15 protein-coding genes are annotated in these 18,105 nt (G+C 47.1%); 1 reads left to right on the top strand and 14 read right to left on the bottom strand.

Annotated features, from left to right (window positions below):
- Positions 1 to 10 precede the first annotated feature (10 nt).
- Positions 11 to 1,138 carry a deoxyribonuclease IV gene (locus ACM1ND_RS07035; protein WP_025722686.1) on the bottom strand — a complete coding sequence of 376 codons (1,128 nt, stop codon included), beginning with the start codon at positions 1,136 to 1,138 and terminating at the stop codon, positions 11 to 13.
- Positions 1,139 to 1,435: 297 nt separating this feature from the next.
- On the opposite strand from ACM1ND_RS07035, the gene ACM1ND_RS07030 reads away from it, so the two are divergent.
- A complete protein-coding gene (locus ACM1ND_RS07030) occupies positions 1,436 to 2,350 on the top strand; it encodes a TIGR01777 family oxidoreductase (RefSeq protein WP_340981466.1) in 915 nt (304 codons plus the stop codon).
- A 201-nt stretch (positions 2,351 to 2,551) separates the two neighbouring features.
- On the opposite strand, the gene ACM1ND_RS07025 is transcribed toward ACM1ND_RS07030, so the two are convergent.
- From ACM1ND_RS07025 to ACM1ND_RS06965, 13 genes are all read right to left on the bottom strand, one after another.
- Positions 2,552 to 4,354 carry a DUF6382 domain-containing protein gene (locus tag ACM1ND_RS07025; protein WP_418027389.1) on the bottom strand — a complete coding sequence of 601 codons (1,803 nt, stop codon included), beginning with the start codon at positions 4,352 to 4,354 and terminating at the stop codon, positions 2,552 to 2,554.
- Between the two features lie 63 nt (positions 4,355 to 4,417).
- Entirely contained in the window at positions 4,418 to 4,930 is a 513-nt protein-coding gene (locus ACM1ND_RS07020; RefSeq protein WP_076264355.1) for an A24 family peptidase, read from the bottom strand.
- A 94-nt stretch (positions 4,931 to 5,024) separates the two neighbouring features.
- Positions 5,025 to 6,020, bottom strand: coding sequence for a TadE/TadG family type IV pilus assembly protein (locus ACM1ND_RS07015; RefSeq protein ID WP_418027387.1), 996 nt, complete (start codon positions 6,018 to 6,020; stop codon positions 5,025 to 5,027).
- Positions 5,989 to 8,205 (bottom strand): hypothetical protein, encoded by a 2,217-nt coding sequence (locus ACM1ND_RS07010; protein WP_418027385.1) that lies wholly within the window; start codon positions 8,203 to 8,205, stop codon positions 5,989 to 5,991. Before ACM1ND_RS07010 ends, ACM1ND_RS07015 begins: the two co-directional genes overlap by 32 nt.
- Positions 8,206 to 8,245: 40 nt before the next feature.
- The gene (locus tag ACM1ND_RS07005) at positions 8,246 to 8,914 is read right to left on the bottom strand and encodes a TadE family protein (RefSeq protein ID WP_028543027.1); all 669 of its coding nucleotides are present in this window, start codon (positions 8,912 to 8,914) and stop codon (positions 8,246 to 8,248) included.
- Entirely contained in the window at positions 8,914 to 9,105 is a 192-nt protein-coding gene (locus ACM1ND_RS07000) for a Flp1 family type IVb pilin (protein ID WP_023987623.1), read from the bottom strand. The genes ACM1ND_RS07005 and ACM1ND_RS07000 overlap by 1 nt, the downstream gene beginning before the upstream one ends.
- 13 nt (positions 9,106 to 9,118) lie before the next feature.
- Positions 9,119 to 9,997, bottom strand: a complete 879-nt coding sequence (locus ACM1ND_RS06995) for a type II secretion system F family protein (RefSeq protein ID WP_028543028.1) — start codon at positions 9,995 to 9,997, stop codon at positions 9,119 to 9,121.
- A 12-nt stretch (positions 9,998 to 10,009) separates the two neighbouring features.
- The gene (locus tag ACM1ND_RS06990; RefSeq protein ID WP_028543029.1) at positions 10,010 to 10,801 is read right to left on the bottom strand and encodes a type II secretion system F family protein; all 792 of its coding nucleotides are present in this window, start codon (positions 10,799 to 10,801) and stop codon (positions 10,010 to 10,012) included.
- Positions 10,798 to 12,045 carry a CpaF family protein gene (locus ACM1ND_RS06985; RefSeq protein ID WP_028543030.1) on the bottom strand — a complete coding sequence of 416 codons (1,248 nt, stop codon included), beginning with the start codon at positions 12,043 to 12,045 and terminating at the stop codon, positions 10,798 to 10,800. The genes ACM1ND_RS06990 and ACM1ND_RS06985 overlap by 4 nt, the downstream gene beginning before the upstream one ends.
- A gap of 15 nt (positions 12,046 to 12,060) precedes the next feature.
- The gene (locus ACM1ND_RS06980; RefSeq protein WP_160789642.1) at positions 12,061 to 13,227 is read right to left on the bottom strand and encodes a ParA family protein; all 1,167 of its coding nucleotides are present in this window, start codon (positions 13,225 to 13,227) and stop codon (positions 12,061 to 12,063) included.
- A gap of 517 nt (positions 13,228 to 13,744) precedes the next feature.
- Entirely contained in the window at positions 13,745 to 16,072 is a 2,328-nt protein-coding gene (locus ACM1ND_RS06975; protein ID WP_028543032.1) for a histidine kinase, read from the bottom strand.
- A gap of 219 nt (positions 16,073 to 16,291) precedes the next feature.
- Positions 16,292 to 17,179 (bottom strand): metal ABC transporter permease, encoded by an 888-nt coding sequence (locus ACM1ND_RS06970; RefSeq protein ID WP_023987616.1) that lies wholly within the window; start codon positions 17,177 to 17,179, stop codon positions 16,292 to 16,294.
- On the bottom strand, positions 17,176 to 18,105 hold the full coding sequence (locus tag ACM1ND_RS06965) for a metal ABC transporter permease (RefSeq protein WP_023987615.1): 930 nt from the start codon (positions 18,103 to 18,105) through the stop codon (positions 17,176 to 17,178). The genes ACM1ND_RS06970 and ACM1ND_RS06965 overlap by 4 nt, the downstream gene beginning before the upstream one ends.

Here is an 18,105-nt window from a genome sequence, read left to right as displayed (position 1 = left end):
CCCCCTTAGCTTATACCGTCACTGGCAAATGACTGCCGGCAAACCAGGCAATCAACCGTTGATTAATGTGTTCTTCGCTCAAATCTGGAAATAGTGCTGCTTCCGTTATCATGTCATACAGACGTTCCAACGGCTCACGTGGATCGGCTTTTCTTGCTTTGGCATCATTTTTTAGCAGAGCCCAGGTGTCCAGCACAAATTTACGGACATCCACATCCTGTTTTTTGAAAAACGAATGCAATTGTTCTACCTGACCCAAAAACTCATCCCCAAAGCGTTCCTTTACATTTCCGCGAAGCAGGGCAATTTCAACCTCATACATCGGACGCTGAGTTTTGGCTTCCTTGCCAATCCATGGCGTCTCCAAAATAAACGGACGTCCTTGAAGTGCTTCATGATGCACCACATTATGAATAGTCTGATAGCCAATCCAGCCTGATCCGATCGGAGTATGTCGGTCTTTATGAGCGCCAACCGGATTCTTACTATCATTGATGTGAACAACTGCGATGCGGTTCAAGCCGACAATACGGTCGAATTGCTCCAATACACCGTCCAGATCATTTACGATATCATAACCCGCATCGTGAATGTGACAGGTGTCCATACAAACCGTAAGACGCTCGTTATGCTCTACTTTATCTATAATGGAGGCAATCTCCTCAAAGCTACGACCCATTTCCGTTCCTTTGCCTGCCATCGTTTCAAGCGCAATGTTAACATCTGTCTCCTTCACGCCGTTTAGTACCTCGTTCAAACCATCAGCAATACGCCCGATTCCGTATTCTGCATCCTTATCGGTAAAAGCGCCTGGATGCAGCACGATATTTTTCACACCAATCGCGTGTGTGCGTCGAATTTCCTCCTGAAGAAAGCTGACTGCAAGCTCATAGGTATTTTCTTTGTAAGAGCCAAGGTTGATGATATACGGGGCATGCACCACGATATCTTCCATTCCCTTCTCAGCCATTAACTGCTTGCCTTCCTCCAAATACATGGACTCCATCGGCTTACGACGCGTGTTTTGCGGTGCTCCCGTGTATATCATAAAGGAGCTGGACCCGTAAGAAGACGCTTCTTTTGTAGCGCTGAGCAGACCTTTGTCCGAGAAGGACACATGAGAACCAATTTTCAGCATGATCCTGATTCATCCCCTTATCCTGTTATGCTTGTCTTATTTTAATTTAATCATTTTAACGTGATTATTGAAATCAAACAACATAGCTTTTATGGCAGCTTTCTTAAATGACTCTATTAAGGGAACACGTAGATAAAGTACACATCAGAATTTATGTTAGTCAAACGAGGGTAAATAAAATCATGGATTGACATCCTTAACCGTATAAAGGTACATTCATATGAAGTTTTTTTCTCAAAAAGGGTTATATTCTATAACAGATGTATTTTTTTGTGAATCGGAAGGAGAGCTGGCTCCATGAACATCATCGTATGTGGAGGAACTGGATTGGTGGGGAGTGCACTGGTCAAAAGCCTGCTAGACGACGGATACACCGTGAAAGTCGTTACCCGCAAGCCACTGGTAGGACACGAAGCGAGCCCCCGCTTGCAATATATGAGTTGGAACGAATTAAAACAAAAGCCTGAAGTACTGGAAGGCACAGATGCGGTCGTTAATTTAGCAGGCGAAACGCTGAATCAGCGCTGGACGGATAAGTCCAAACAAAGAATTCTTCAATCACGACTGCTATCTGTTGCCCGGTTGGCTCAAGCATTGAATGCTCTACAAAAAAAACCGAAAGTAATCATTCAGGCTTCGGCTGTTGCCGCCTATGGTACATCCCTGACCGAAACATTCGATGAAACGAGCCCGCGTCGTTCGGAAGATTTTTTGTCTCAGGTGGTTGAGCAATGGGAGGAAGCCGCCAATGCCTACCCTTCTGATGCCCGTTTAATTAAGTTACGCATTAGCCTTGTGCTGGACAGAAAAAAAGGGGCATTCCCACTCATGAAGATACCTTATAGCTTCGGATTCGGCGGCAAAATAGGCAGCGGTCATCAATGGATGAGCTGGATTCATATTGAGGATATCGTTCGTCTGATCACGTACTGCATCCATACGACGGAAATCGTCGGGGCAGTGAACGCATCTTCACCATACCCAGTGACGAACGACCAGTTTGGGAAAACCGTGGCTCAGGCATACCACCGTCCGCATTGGTTTCCCGTTCCAGGCATTCTCGTTCAAAAACTGCTCGGTGAGATGAGCACCCTTGTCTTGGATGGCCAAAAAGTACTCCCGCACAAAGCGCTGGAGCACGGATTTAAGTTTAACTATCCTTCACTTAAGGACGCTCTAAAGGAACTCCATTCTTCCCAAAAACAGCATTGAATTCAAAAAGAGGAACTCCAGGCTGGTAGGTAGTGTCACTACCAGCTTAGGGTTCATTTTTTAAGTCAGACACAATCTATCGAGCAGACTGCAAGTTTTTAAGATGCCTCATTTTATTCCTATGAATAGTCCAATATTCATAAAGGAAGAAGCCCTGAATATAACAGGCCTCTTCTTGACATCTATCCATATAACCTTCATTTATGATGCATTGGAGGATTTAAAAGAGTCCAACCGATAAGTATAAGAGACTCCAGCAATTTTAAAAGTGTCTCCCTCATTCAGGATGTACTCCTTATAAGGCACCATAGGCTCTCCATTCAGAGCAGTTCCGTTCGTCGAGGATAAATCCTTAACAATGTGGCTATGTTCTCCTGTAACTATGCAAAGCTCAATATGAGAACGGGAAGCTCCATCCGTATGCTCCACAAACTGGACCAATTGCGGATCTCTCCCGATGATAAAGCTGCCTGCAACGAATTGGTCTGGCTGCAACCGGATGCGCTCGGTCCCTCCACTACCTGGTGGCTTGCGATCCAGGCAAGCAATCGGTGATTGCTGAACAGGTGAAATCTGTATCTCTTGATCTGGACGAAGCAGCATCGTTTCCTGCTTAGATGCAGCATTTAGCAGCTCCGTTACCCCGGAGAGAGACTTATAATAAGCCTCACTGGTATCACTGGCTTCCAATTCATTTCCCCGTCCCGCACCTTTCCACGATGGCTCGTGTAGGTCATAGTTTGCTGAAGTGTTCTCCCTATCTTCCGTAACTCGGTTTCCCGCGCTTTTAGATTCTGAGTTTGGAAGAGTCCATCTCCAGCTCTCCTGCCCTTGATCACTCGAATCGGAAGATTGCTTGTCTTGATGATGACGTCCCGCTACAAATCCGGTCAGCTTATCTACCTGATAACGATCATTTTTCCGCTGTGCTGAGGAAGAAGTAGTTCCTAACCATTCCGAATCCAATACAGGTACTGAATCGCTGTACATATGAGATGAAGCTCGATTGCGCTCCCATTTCCCCGTCCAGCTTATATAAGCAACAGCGGCAAGTACCAAGGTCAGCACCACGGAAATGATCAACGGTACCGTCTCTGGATGATCCAGATAAATATAACGCCACACGATGGCCGAAGCGAGCAGACATCCGAGAGTAATGTAGGTTTTATATTTTTGCAATCCAGGCTCCACATCTTCTACTTCGTTTTCTGTTACAAGCTCAGAATTCTCCTCTGGTTTCACGAACGGTTTGAGCCGATTGATCCGTTTAAGCTCCTGAATCTCCTGCAGAGTCTCCCGATGCTCTTGCCCGTATGTTCCGCCACGATCAGTATAGTTCCCCTGTGAGGTATGAGCAGATATGATAGGGTCGGCTGATGAAAAAGCTCGCCCTTCCATACTTTCTCCCTTCACGCTAGCACTCTCTGTACCAGCCTTCATTCCTTGCAATAGCAGTTCCTTTAGCAATCCCAATTCAAATTCATTTCTATCACACAGATCGAGTATGCGTTGTATATATTCTCCCTGAAGGTGGGCCACACGAGTCATTAAACGAATAACCATCTGCTTAAATTGACTGCCTGTTTGCCCTGCATACTGTACACTGCGTAAAGGAACATAGGTTAAACTGGCGGTTTCCCTTGTACCTGAACCACTTAGAAAAATATAATCCTCGTGCAAAATAAACTGGCGGATATCTAACATATATTGCGGGCTGCGATGGAGGGCATCTGCCACTTCAAAAAGAATCCGGTAGAAATCAGAAGTCGACACGCTCCCACCTTTCCATAACTGGGAAAGCATGCGTTGCCCCGAAATATCGTAATGTAACTCTATCTGAAAATCGACTTCCTTTATTCTAAGTTCCAGCAGACCGGGAATCCGATTACCAGTCATCATGCCGGTCTGTACGGAATTTAAATCATCGGTCTTGAGCCCGTCTTCCTTGTTTAGAATCATAAATGTCCCGCCGTTCCGGGCAAAATCCCTGCTTAAACCAAACAATTCATGACCTCCTTAACAATTTCCTATCTCCGTGAGGTAGCATGATCTCCCCCAGCGGACATGTCATGGCAAGAAGTAAAGATAAGCACTGATCGCTCCCGGAATGACTGCCGTCATAAAAGGAAACCTGAGGTGCGCTTCATTTCCACTGGTCAGCGCTTTGCCGCTGCGAAATAGAAAAAATCCTCCTAAATTAAAAGCCACGCGCCGCAGTCTCATGATGGTTTCCCTCTTCCATAGCAAAATCCCTATGCCAATAATACCTGCAAAAAAAATCGAATATAAAGCTGCCTGCCATGCAAAAGCAGCACCTGTCCATGCTCCAATCAAGCCGAACAGCTTTACATCTCCTGCACCAACAGCTCCCATCCAGTACAAAATCAGCATGAACCCAAATCCGGTACCCAGTCCAGCAACAGCAAATAAAAAACCGTGCCACCCTCCAAACAAAGTATTGAACACCAAGCCTACCACTATGCCGGGCAATGTAAGCTTATTAGGGATTTTCATGCTACGTAAATCCGTAACTAACGCAATCGCGAGCAGAACTCCGCATACAATATACATCCACGTCAATGCGATCTTCCCCCTTTATAAAATAGAACTAGCAGACTACCAAATCACTTTCCATCGTAGGTATTCCTGTCCGTCTATGTCGAGTCGATTCTATCTATCCATCAGCTGGCTTTTCCACGGTAAACGGAACTTCTATACATTGACCGTCCTCCGTTTCAATCACAAAGCTCCATTGACCGGGTGTTGTGTTCGTTCCCACAAACCAGTTCCATTCAATAATCCCGTCCGCATTGGCAGAGGTCCAGCCCAAATGCTGGGCCGTGCTTTCACCCGACTTATAAAGTACAGAAAGATTAGCAGTCGTCCCAGGCTCAACCTTGGCCTTGATCAAATTGTACACACCCTTCACAGCAGGTTCAGGCTTGACGAGCAACTGTATGGAATGCTGCGCATCCTTATCCGCTGTTGCCTCTCCTGTACCTGTCCCCTCCCCTGTGTCCCCAATCCAGAGACGTTCCTCTGCCGCCGCTTGAAGAACAATGCTGCGATACAAAAAGGGGACCTTCATCGGCAGTTCATACGATAGCTCTACTCTAAAATAAGGGTCCTTAGTTCCTGTAAGAGCAGGTACATGTACACTCGTTATATGAATACTGTCATACTCCAGAATGCTTTCCTCCATAAAAGGCTTTAGCATCGGCTTCAGAACAGGATCGAGTGCAGCTTCCGTAAATCGCCCCCGCAGCTCCTCCATCGGCTTTTGACCGCCCTGAACAGCGCTTTCTACCCAATCACCAATTGGAGGTGGCAACTGGGCAGCGAATTGGCTTGCATATTCACTCACAGATAACTTGGGCAATTCATCCAGCGGTTCACGGACTGCATCTATTTTCGCGGACGCCGCCTCCACGGCTACAGAAACTGGGTAAATTTTAGTCGAAACCTGCTTAACCGCTTCTGAAGCGGTGTTCTGCAAGGCTGTGGATACCAGCGTCATCTGAACCATATAAATGAGAAAAATAATAAAAAACAGAAACATTGGCAACACCAGTGACGCTTCTAAAACAATACTTCCTTGTTCACATTGCTTCTGCCCACAAACTTTCCGTAAACACCGATTAATAGGAAAAATGCGCTGTTTTCGTGACATAGTACACACTTCCCTTAATACTCTCGCCTTCTTTTGAGGCGGTTCCGAGCATCTTCATTACCCCAGGTAGAAACCACAGCCTCATCCCATTCTTGACCTCACCCGTTGCATACGTTTGCCGCTCAGCAGGATTGACATCTGTATTCAGGCGGATCAGAGCAAGCATACGGGACATTTTTCGTTCATTATTGCTATGGAGCATCAGGAACAATCGCAAATGATCCTTGTATGTCATTCGAAATTTCAGAAAATCAGACAATGGCACGTCTCCCTTTTGTGCCAGCATAATCATATCTTCTATCGCTTTTTCTACTCCATATAACAAAGCTGCCGCCAAAACGACCAGCGGATTACCTTTTGAGCTGTTTTTAACCAATCCCTCCATTGTTCGAATGGCAAGTCTCATAGCAAAAATTTCTCCATAGGCGGATGCCAGATTACCCGTCGGATTATGGAAGCCATACAGGATATACTCAACTTCCTGATTATTCACCTCCAGCTGATCTCCCAAAATCTGTGCAGCATTTCCCACATTTCCACCCGATCCGGCCAAACTGCCAAAACGGCTAAAATCCACATGATGGAAGTAAGAAAGTGCGTATTCATTCTGGTAAAACTCGTCTCCCAGTTGAGTCAGTAAATTGGATGCCGACCCGTATAGACCATCCATACTATCCATGGAAGCTCCCGCAGCATCATAGGTGTCATAGGGCAAATCAGCGGATACAGATGGACTGGATGTAGACTGGTTAAACGAAATACTTTCATTGTAATACCGCTCCAGATTTTGGAATTGTTCTGCACTTTGTTTACCTTTGGAAAGAACCTCAATGATCCGATAGGCTTGTTTGAGCTTGTTTTTCGCCTCTTTTTCCATTTTCTTGCGTTCTTTGTCCGGTCCACGTCGCGTATCCATCATTTTGACTTCACCGTCGAGTACATTGGCAGGTCCCGCCCAAGCATACGCATTCAAGTATTTATCTATCTCTTTGAGCGTTGATGCGACTTCTTGCTTGAGCATGTCTGCATTCAAAAATGGATCTGTATAAAAAGATAAGGTACGCATCATGCTCGTTATTCTATTGTTAGCAGTATTTATAGAAGTCCGTTGCTTTTCGATTTCTGCTTCCCATTGCTCAAATTCCTTGTCTGAAATCAACAAATCCTCTGCTTTTTGCCGTGCGCTTCCTACCGACGGATCTGCGTTGAAGCCTGCTCCGCTGGGAGTAGGGGCTGCTGAAACCTCATCGTAGCCTGCATTGGCCGCCCTCTGCTTATATTGGGCAATGACTTTGCGCATCTCTTCATTAATCTGTCGGGCCTCATTTAACGGTTCCTTGGCTTCCAGAAGCAGCTTATCATGTTCTTCTCCAGCCTGAACCATGATCTGACGCAGGCGATCAAGCGCTGCCCTCGCTCTACGTGCATATTTTTCCATCTGCATGATTTTAACGTCGTCCACACTTTTCTTATTGTCTTCATATACATGTACGTAATGCTTATACTGAGCGGCAATATCGGCCACAACCTCAAGCGGGTCCCATATATACTGATTGGGCATATAGGTGCCCCTCTGTTTAATAATCCGCTTGCGAACCTCTTCCATATAAGCTCCTGCCTTACGCTGCTTCTCCAGCATGTCATCCAGTTTGGCCTCTCGTCTGTCGTACAGCTTTTGCAGCCTTTTCAGCAAATCTACCGTATGAGAAGCCTCTTTCATATTTTGAGAGAGCGGCTTTAGCTTTTCGAGCACTTCAAACGTAAAATCGACAGGTGCTTTATACTTCATTTCTTCACGGATCTGCTCGTTAAATATGGCATATTTACCAAGCTCCCTTTCCATTTGCAGGGAACTAGAATCCAGCTTCATATTCATAAGCGGTAGCGTTTCTGCGCGTGCGGTACGCCGCGCGCTGTCATTCAGCACTTTGACCATAATTTGTTCTCCGCCGCCTTCGCCATAAGCAAACAAACCGTACTCCTGTTGTAATATCGGATCATAAGCAGACATCACTGAACGAACCGCCGCATGGGTCAGCCGTTCGGTCTGCACATGCAATGCAGCAATTCTCGCGTAATCAATAAATACAGCAATAAAACCGAACATGACCGCCAAAATCAGAATTAAAAAGACCGTGACAGCACCTGATTCCCCGTCCTTTGTGTTGTGTCTCTTACCAAACACCCGCTTCCTCCTTTCCAGTTACATTCCCGTTACTTACTTCTCACTGACCGTTTTGACCATATTGCATCAGTACTTTCCCTACAACTGCCGAATCTACCTTTTCACCTGATCCTCTGCCCATAAACTTCGCACCATAATAACGGACCAACTCCACCGTACGAATCCATTCCACAGGTTCGACCACACCAGAGCTCATTTCCCCTTGCAAATCTGTCTGATCTAAAAACTGATTCAACAAAGGTACCCTCACTATCTTATTTAACTTTGTGGTCACCTTACGGTGAATCATACTGTTCTCATATGTCATCTGCCCCTGCATGCCCGCAGGCATTCTATTTTCTGCATTGGACAGCTTCTGAGCAGGTAACGAGCCTCCCCCATTGCCGCCCGGAACCTGTACACTTTCCTGATTGTTGGCTCCGGTCCAGCCAAACAGGGCTCCCAGCATAATATCATCCTTCAGGCGCCAATAGAGAGAATCCCGTTGCCCTTGTGTAAATGCTCCCGTACGTGGGTCCTTGAAGCTGTTATCCCAACTGTAAGCGGCCCTTTCCGAAGCAGTAGCAGCGACCTGCACCAATATAGATTTTTGATATATGTACAGGCAAAAAAATAACATCACAAAAATGACCAGCAGTAGAATGGGAAAGACGAGGGAAGCTTCCAAGGAGAAGCTCCCGTCCTCTTTTTGTGCTAATTTACGCAGCATTATGAATCCATAAAATCGTTACTTTTTTTATCCGCCTTTTTCAAAAGCCCTTCTACAATTTTCTTGATCTGATCCTTAAAAATAATTGCCACCGCAATCAGAATGGCAATGATCAGGATCATTTCTAACGTACCCAGACCATCCTCATCCTTGTACAACTTACGAATACTGCCTGTTACTAATATCATCATCGTTGTATTCCTCCTACATATTCATCATCATTAAAGCCGGAGCGCCCACCAGCACAATTACCGTTAGCAAAATCAGCGCCATCGGGAATACTAGCTTAGATGAAGCCTGCTCCCCTCTTGTGCGGCTAATTGAAGTCCGCTTGCCCCATAACGTCTGGGATAACTCACGTAAAGCCATCACGAAATCGCTCCCGCCGCGCCTCATATTCAACAAAACTGTCGTCGTAAATACTGTCATTTCCTGAATACCACAACGTTTGCTCAGGTGCTCAAATGCCTGTTGAAAGGAATAGCCGCTTTCCCATTCCGCCACCGTCTGCCTCAGTTCTCGATACAACGGATGTTCCGTATCCGCCCCTTTACGTTCCACGCAATGTAGCAATGCCCGTTGTACCGTCTCACCTGCACCTACTAAAAGCATCATTTTACTCAACAGTTCAGGCAATTCCATTAAAATTTGCTGATCCCGCTTCTGTACTTTCCCATGCAAATCCTTGATCAGCGCGATGGGTACCAGAATACCAAGTCCCAATCCGAGCACCAGCCCGGTCGCATCCCCGCCCAGCATAAGCGATATTAAAGCTCCACCAGCAGCCATTATATATCCGTAACCCAACATTTCTGTCAGAAAAAGCATCGTTTTTTCTCCGCTGTTGCGCATACCATACAGCTTCTGCACCGAACGCTGGAGCTTGAACATCAGCAAAGGCAGCCTGTGAGTAGCACGTGAAGCATGAATCATGTGTACAAATGGGACTGAAAGTCTTTGCAGCCGCAGTCCCTCCAGCTTCATATGGCGAAAATGCGCATACTTAGCACCATGCATCTGGTTCAGCACCACCCAGCCTCCCACTTGCAGAACCAGCATGACCAGACAAACCAACATCACCATACCCATCTCTCCTTACACTTCAATCTTCATAATGTGGTTGATCCACACAAGACACCCACCAAGCACCAATAAACAAAAGGTTGATAAAATCATACCTGTACCGCTGTATAAGGGCATCATGTAATCACTCGCTGTCATCGTCATAAACAATACAAACAAAAAAGGCGCTGCAAACATAACCCTCGATTCAAAACGTTTCTGCGCAATCATTACACCGATCTCCTGCTGAATTTCCAACTTCTCACCAATGACACTTGAAGCTCGTCGTACGACTTCCACCAGATCACCTCCGGTTCGCTTGCAAGCCGCAAATACGTCCGCAAAATTCGTAATATCCTCCATCTGCGCCCGACGGGCCAAATCCTGCAAAGCAGCCTCTACAGGCTGTCCGATTTCGAGACAGGCGGTAATAATGTTAAATTCAAAAATCAGGTCGTGATCTCCATCCGGGCTAAGCAATCTCAAATCCTCTACAGCCTCACGAAAACCATTCTCCACCGACCTTCCCGCTGAAAGAGAAGACGAGAGCGAATATAACGCCTGCTTGAATTGGATGCTTAGAGCAGACCTGCGTCGTTGCAGCAAAAATTGCCTAAAATAACGAGGCGTCACCACAGCCCCGGCAGCGCACAGCAACGATAATATCCATTGGTGATAAAATAGAAAGCCGATCATCGCAAACAGCACGCCACTAAAGAATATGCACAGACTTTTTTGTACTGTCGATAATGTATACACCGTATAATCTGGCAGAGAAGGGACCTCATGTGATACTTGCTTGGCAGTCGTTTTTCCTGGCTTCACGCTGATACTCCTCCCCTGTGCCAGCTTTCCGGATTGATCCCGGCCATTTGCAGCTTCAAAGTATGTTGCAGACCCTCGCCACAACGTTCCAGACCTCCTACGATTCGCCCGTTACTTTCTCCTCGTTCCTGAAAACGATAAAGGGGATTAAGCGTCACCTCACCATTTTCAAAACCAATCACTTCGCTAATTTCCAGTACTCGTCTGGATTTGTCGCGCATCCGTGACAGATGAACGAATATATCAATGGCCGAGCTGATCTGCTGCCGTACTACTCCAAGCGGAAGCTCTGCCCCTCCGAGCACCATCGTTTCCAGCCGGCTGACCATATCGCGGATATTATTCGCATGCCCAGTTGACAACGATCCATCGTGTCCTGTATTCATCGCTTGAAGCATATCCAATGCCTCACTTCCCCGGACCTCACCCACCACAATGCGGTTGGGCCGCATACGCAGGGAGGAACGAATCAGATCACGAATTGTGATTTCTCCCTTCCCCTCGGTGTTCGCATTCCGTGTTTCCATGGAAACTAGATTAGGGACCGTCACAATTTGCAGCTCTGCTGAGTCTTCAATGGTAATAATCCGTTCAGACGACGGGATAAACTGGGATAATGCATTCAGAAAAGTTGTTTTACCAGACCCCGTTCCTCCGCTTATAAAAATGTTGTACTTGCTACGTACCAAGTCCTTGAGCATAGCAGCGGTTTCTGCATCAAGCGCACCCATTTGTATCAAGTCATCCATCGTCATAGGACGCTCGGGAAACTTCCGTATTGTCATCGTCGGACCCTTGAGAGCAACTGGAGGCAACACAATATTTACGCGTGACCCATCCTTTAACCGGGCATCCACAATGGGGGAAGCCTCATTCACAATTCGGTTCACCCCGGCTACAATCGTCTGGATTAAATCCTCCAGCCGCTCGCGGGACTCAAATTGATCAGGTACCTGCATCACTTCACCAGCCCGTTCCACAAAAATTTCCCGGTGACTGTTAATCATAATTTCCGTAACGGTCGGGTCATCAATCAATGGCTGGAGTACATCCAGCCCACGGAAAGAGTTAAAAATCTTGCGGACGAGTGCATGCTTCTCACGGGAAGTTAAGCCCACCAGCTCTACATCGTGTAAAATTCGATTTTCAATATGCCGTACCAGATCTGCATCCTTTACCGAAGACGTTACGTCCAGCCCGTTTCGGATATCTGCTCGCAATGCCTTAAACCATTCCTCATTCATGTTCATCAGCCCCTTTTAAGACCAAACGGCGGGCGGATGTGTTACACTGTCCACATTCAGCAGCTCGTGGCACAGATGACGAATTTCCCGCTGATAAATCGGTGAACTAAGCAGTAGCTCATGGTGCTGCATCTGCTTCCATGAAGGTATATAGGGTAACGCTCCGTTTATCTCCATGAAGTCACGAGGTAATGAGTTGATCATAGTTCCCATATAGCGGTTCACCACAAAGCTGGTTTTGCATATCATGTCTTCAAGCCCTTCAGGCTGCGTGGTTTCTAAAACATCCAGCCATAATCCGCACTTGTGCATGCTCATTAAATCGTCTGCCAGCAGCCAAATCAGCTTATGACTAGCTTCAAGCACGGCTTGAGCCCGATCACCTTTTTCAGAATCGCCATCTACGATCACTACATCATACTGCCCACTTTCGGCAACCGTTCGAATCAGCTCTTTCGCTTCATCACAAGTCATGTCCGTCAGCTCCTTGCGATTATAGACAGGCTGAAAAGTATCCGCCTGAATTTCAGGGCGACGAATACAGTAGGAAGCCATGGATAATGGAGTGTCCTCACTCCCCTCCGCCTTGAGATCATAGAGCAGCCTGGACAGCCCTTCTCCTTCTGCTCCGCTAGCACTGCCTGAACCAGTGAACAACGAGCTTGAATCCACCGTCTCCAGATTCAGATAGAATACCGAATATCCCTCATTCCCCAGCTGTTTGGACATATTGAGTGCGGCCGTTGTCTTGCCTAGTCCACCGGAAGCTGCTACGATGCCGATAATCATTCCACCTTCCCGACTGTTTACACTTTTCCGACCGTTCGACCTCTGTCTAGCCGTTTCCAAAATAAAACCGACCAGCTCAGATAAAGGCTGATACTTTAATAAAGGCTGTCCATATTCGCTCACTTGTTCTCCCTCATGCAATACCAAACAAGGAATATCAGCAGCTTCCCTGTCTGTCCATAGATTCAAAAAAGCCGCTTCACCTACCACCACATCCGGTCTTTTCATTCCACTGGTTTCCATCATGTATTGATGAAATGCCTCCGGTTGCGAAAAAGCCGTGATTCTCAGCCTTCTGGCGTACTCGCTTCCGTGAACATAATTCAGCAGCGGCTCAATATAATCCCGGCTTTCTACGGCCAATACCACTTTCACTGGAACTATAACGCTCATCCCTTTCCCTAACACAACAACGCAAAAAAGCACCGTTCATCCATCCGTAAGTACATACGGTTGGTGAACGGTGCTTCCGTCACGTGCAATCTATTTACTGGTAGAATAGCATAGCGCTTATATTAGAGCAAGTATTTTTTGTGCAAGTATCTTCCAAAATCCTCGTACTAGGAGAAGGCGGGCAGTCTAGCCCCGCCTCCTAGCATCTTCATCTTAGTAGAATTTGTGGTGACGACGATGACAGTCATGATGACGATGATGGCGGTGATGGCGACGTTTCCGGCAATGACATTTCTTATCAAAATCTTCATGTTTCCGGTGATCATGTTTAAATTTAGGTTTAAACTTAATGACAGTCACCTTAATGATCTTCTTAAAGATACGTTTTTTTGGCTTACGCAAATGACAATGTTTAAACATTTTTAATTCGCCTCCATTTCTTTGAGATAGAATATACTATGGAAGCAGCGAACCATCGGTAACCATCATATGACTATTTATGAATTTACTGGGCGAATTAACGATCTACCTCCAGCTTAATATCCGGATCATAATCCGCCACAATTAGAACATCCATATGACGTGCTTGACGGAGAATCCTCGGCACAACCGCAGCCTTCCCCCAACGGCTACTTCGGGAAGACTGCCCCACGATGAGCTGCGTACCTGAATATCCTTCCACTGGAGCAATCAAAATGTCGGCAATCTCGCTTCGGCTGGAAACAAGCCGTATCTCAAAGGTTCCCCCCAGTCGGTGGGTCAGCAACTTTAGTTGTTCCAGACGAGGGTTCAGTCTCTCGGGCATACGCTCACCGACATGAACATAAGTCACAATCCACACAGCCTTCAGACGAAAGGCGATACGAAAACCGCGGCGAATCAGCCTTTCAGCATTTTCGCTTAGCGTCACGCCTACGAAGATCACTTCCTCCCTGCGCCACGGTCCCCGAAGTGATTCGTGTCGATCCCAGGATTCCAGCCGCTCATCTACGTCATCTGCCAATTCCCGCAAAGCAAGTTCACGCAACGCAATCAGATTGCCCAGTTTAAAAAAATGGCTAAGTGCCTGTTCCACCTTCGCAGGATCGTATATTTTGCCCTCACGCATACGCTGCTGCAACGATTTGGGAGCCACATCAACAAGCTGTACTTCATCGGCCAGACGCATCATATGGTCGGGAACAGTCTCTCTCACTCGTATACCAGTAATCTGTTCTACCGCATCATTCAAGCTCTCCAGATGCTGTACATTCATTGTGGATATCACAGAAATACCTTGTTCCAAAATGGTAAGCACATCCTCATAGCGCTTAGATCTCATACTTCCGGGAACGTTGGTATGTGCCAGCTCATCAATAAGCACCACCTCGGGATTACGCCTGAGAATGGATTCCGTGTCCATTTCTTCCAAGTGTGCGCCATGGCGCTCGATGGACTGACGGGGTATCATCTTCAGAGAGCCTACTTGTGCCAGTGTTTCTGCTCTTCCGTGCGTTTCCAGCAATCCGATAACTACATCGATCCCACTCTCCAGCAGATCATTCCCCTCTCTCAGCATCGTGTATGTTTTGCCGACCCCCGGAGCAGCGCCAATGTATACCTTGAGCTTGCCCCGCAGGATTTTGGCTGCCTCAGCCTGTGCTTCCTCAACGCTCAAACGATGATACGGATCGTTATCTCCCTCCTCCTGTCTCATTGTTGGCAAAATCCGCTCACCCTCCTGCTCGGCCCGGTCCGCAATCAGCAGCAAATCCATATTTTTCATTCGTTTTAAAATCCCGTTCACAAGCGATCCTTTCATCAGCTCCTGCCACGGCGTCTGCCGAGAATGCCCCATAACAATTCGGGTAACATTGTGCGTCACCGCATAATGAATCAGTTGACGAGGCAACCTTCTGCGGGAAAAAAGCGGGATTTCTTCAAATGTTGATCCGATCTTGTCAGCCAATTTCTCAATTGAACGCTTGAAGGCAGCTGATTCCTTGGACAGTTTGCGCTTCGAGCTGACAAAGGAGACCACTAGCATATCTCCACCCAACCGCTTGGCGACCTGTTCCCCCCTACGTACATAAATGGACCCATTCCAATGATATTGGACAGGTACCAAAATACGCTCTGCGGCTCCAGACGCCCCGTGCAAGCCTAACTCTTCCCGGTGCCGTTCCAGCGAATCGTTCACATCCTCTGCTACCAATCGCAGGGCTAGCTCACGCAATTTACCCAGATTTCCCCGGTGAAACATCTCAGGATTGGGCGTATGCATATAGCCTTTCGCCAGCCGTTCCAAAATCATTTCCGGGGTAGCATCAATCAGACGAATTTCATCCGCCAGCTCCAGTGTATCAACCGGAACCGTATATTCCGCTTCAAAGCCTGTCAGCTGATACACCCACTCCGTAATTCCCTCGAGTTCATAAACATTGACCGTCGTAATGACGCTAATTCCCTGCTCCAGCAAATACCGAATATCCTCCAGCCGTGTTGGAAATAGGGCGTCTTTCCGGTTATGATGTGCCAAATGATCCACCAGTACCACCTCGGGATTTCGTGCCACCAAAGCTTCCACATTCAGATCCTTTTGCTCCTCACCATCTTTTATCCAATGAATACTAGGCACTCGCTCCAGCGTGCCGACCTGTTCCACGGTCACAGGCCGCTGCATGGTTGAGACCGCACAAATCACAACATCAATACCTTCATGCTGCAGCGATTGTCCCTCCTGCAGCATATGATACGTCTTGCCCGAGCCACTGACCGCACCCATGTATATTTTGAGTCTGCCTCGATGCAGTTTGTTAATCGAATCCAGTATTTCCTCTGGTGATTTACGTTTGAAGCTCTCCACTTTCGTTCCTCCCCACAGCGTGCCGCTTGTTTGTTCCGTCCATTCTTATATGGTTGTAATGAATGTACTCCCGTGTCCCAATCAATTCAAGATGATCAATCAAGCTTGCCCCAAAAAAAGCCGCACAGGGCAGTATAAGCGCAAAAAAACGTGCATTCAGGTCTCTTATGCCTGAATGCACGCTATTTTGGGTAACTCATATGGGATCACTTCCTACAATCACTTGCTATCTTCGCCAACGATCCCCCGTTGTTGAAATAACTTTTGCCATACCACACCGTGAGACGGGGAAAAGAGAAAAGCTAAAAGCAGCAACACACCCGATACACACAGCATACATGCTGCAATAGAAGCATCCAATACACTTGCTGTGTAAAAGCCTACGACCGAACTGATCGCCCCAAATCCGACGCTGTATACAATCATATGGGACAACTTCTCCGTCAGCAAATAAGCGGTAAGAGGCGGTACAACGAGCATGCCAACCACCAGAATTGCACCCACGCTCTCAAATGACGCCACCGTCGTTAGTGAGACGAGACTCATCAGTAGATAATGAAATAAAACAACTGGAATGCCTAATGAAGCTGCCAAGGCGGGATCGAAGGAAGTGATTTTAAATTGCTTGAAAAAGCCCCCTATCACGAGCAAATTGATCAAAAACATCGCGCCCGTAATCCACACAGCCCTCGGACCGACATCGAAGCCGGCTATTTCTAACGTATTCCACGGCACATAAGCAATTTCCCCATACAAAACGTGATCCATATCCAGATGGGCATTGGAAGCAAACACACTGATCAGCAAAACACCGATAGCAAACAATGTCGTAAACACCACGCCAATGGCAGCATCACTTTGCAGACCGCTTTGTTGGAATAGCTGAATCAGGTACACCGTTAGAAGACCCAGCACAGCCGCACCAAACATCATCCACACCGAATCCCTCGATCCGCTGATGAGAAAGGCAATGACAATCCCCGGCAATACCGCATGACTGATTGCATCACCGATCATAGCCATTTTTCGGAGCACGAGAAAGCACCCAACGATACTACATCCCCCTGCCACTAACATTCCCGTCAAAATTACATAAAATGAACTCATAGGGCACGCTCCTCCCTTGGCTGTGTTCCGACTGTCTGCTCCAGATTTTTTCTGGCGTTCAACCGAACGATAGCCTTGGAGATCATCCCGCGCTGCGGCGCAAAAATCAAGCTCACTCCAAACACCACAGTCGCACACAACACGCATAACGGTCCTGTAGGCAGATTTTGTCCCAGAGAGCTAATGACCGTCCCACCAAGGCCTGCTATAGCACCAAACAAGCCTGATAGGCATACCATGACACCCAGCTTCTCTGTCCAGTATCTTGCCGACACGGCCGGGGTAATCAGCAGGGCAGCCATCATAATGACTCCCACGGCCTGAATGCCAGCAACCACCGCAATGACAATCATTAGCATCAACAACTTATCCAGCAAACCTGCCGGAAAACCAAGTCCGCGGGCAAAGCCGGGATCAAAGCTGAGCAGCTTAAATTCCTTGAAAAATAATATACATATTCCGATGAGTACCACCGAAATTACCGCCATCGTATAGACATCAGACAATACCATTGCCGCAGCTTGACCAAATAGAAATTTATCCAATCCGCTTTGGTTGCCTGCGCCACTATGCTGAATTTCGGTCAACAACATAATGCCGAAGCCAAAAAATACCGACAGCACCGCTGCAATCGCGGAATCGCTTTTAATTCGTGAATACCGGGTTAATGCACTGATGGCAAAGGTAGCAACAATCCCCGCAATAGCGGCCCCAATCATAAATCCAAACACTGATTTTGTACCTGTGATCATAAAAGCCACACATACCCCCGGCAAAGCCGCATGTGCCAAAGCATCTCCCATGAGCGACTGCTTGCGCAAATACATAAAACTGCCAATCACCCCGCTGCTTAAACCGAGCAAAATGCAGCCCAGCAAAATCCACTGCATGTTTGGGTCGGTCAAAAGCGTTGCCAAGCTTGTCAT

It is taken from the genome of Paenibacillus sp. JJ1722 (genome assembly GCF_048282685.1).
Classification (GTDB): Bacteria; Bacillota; Bacilli; order Paenibacillales; family Paenibacillaceae; genus Paenibacillus; species Paenibacillus polymyxa_B.
The sequence above is the reverse complement of the archived record's forward strand: the minus strand, read 5'-3'. Positions and strand labels throughout refer to the sequence as shown.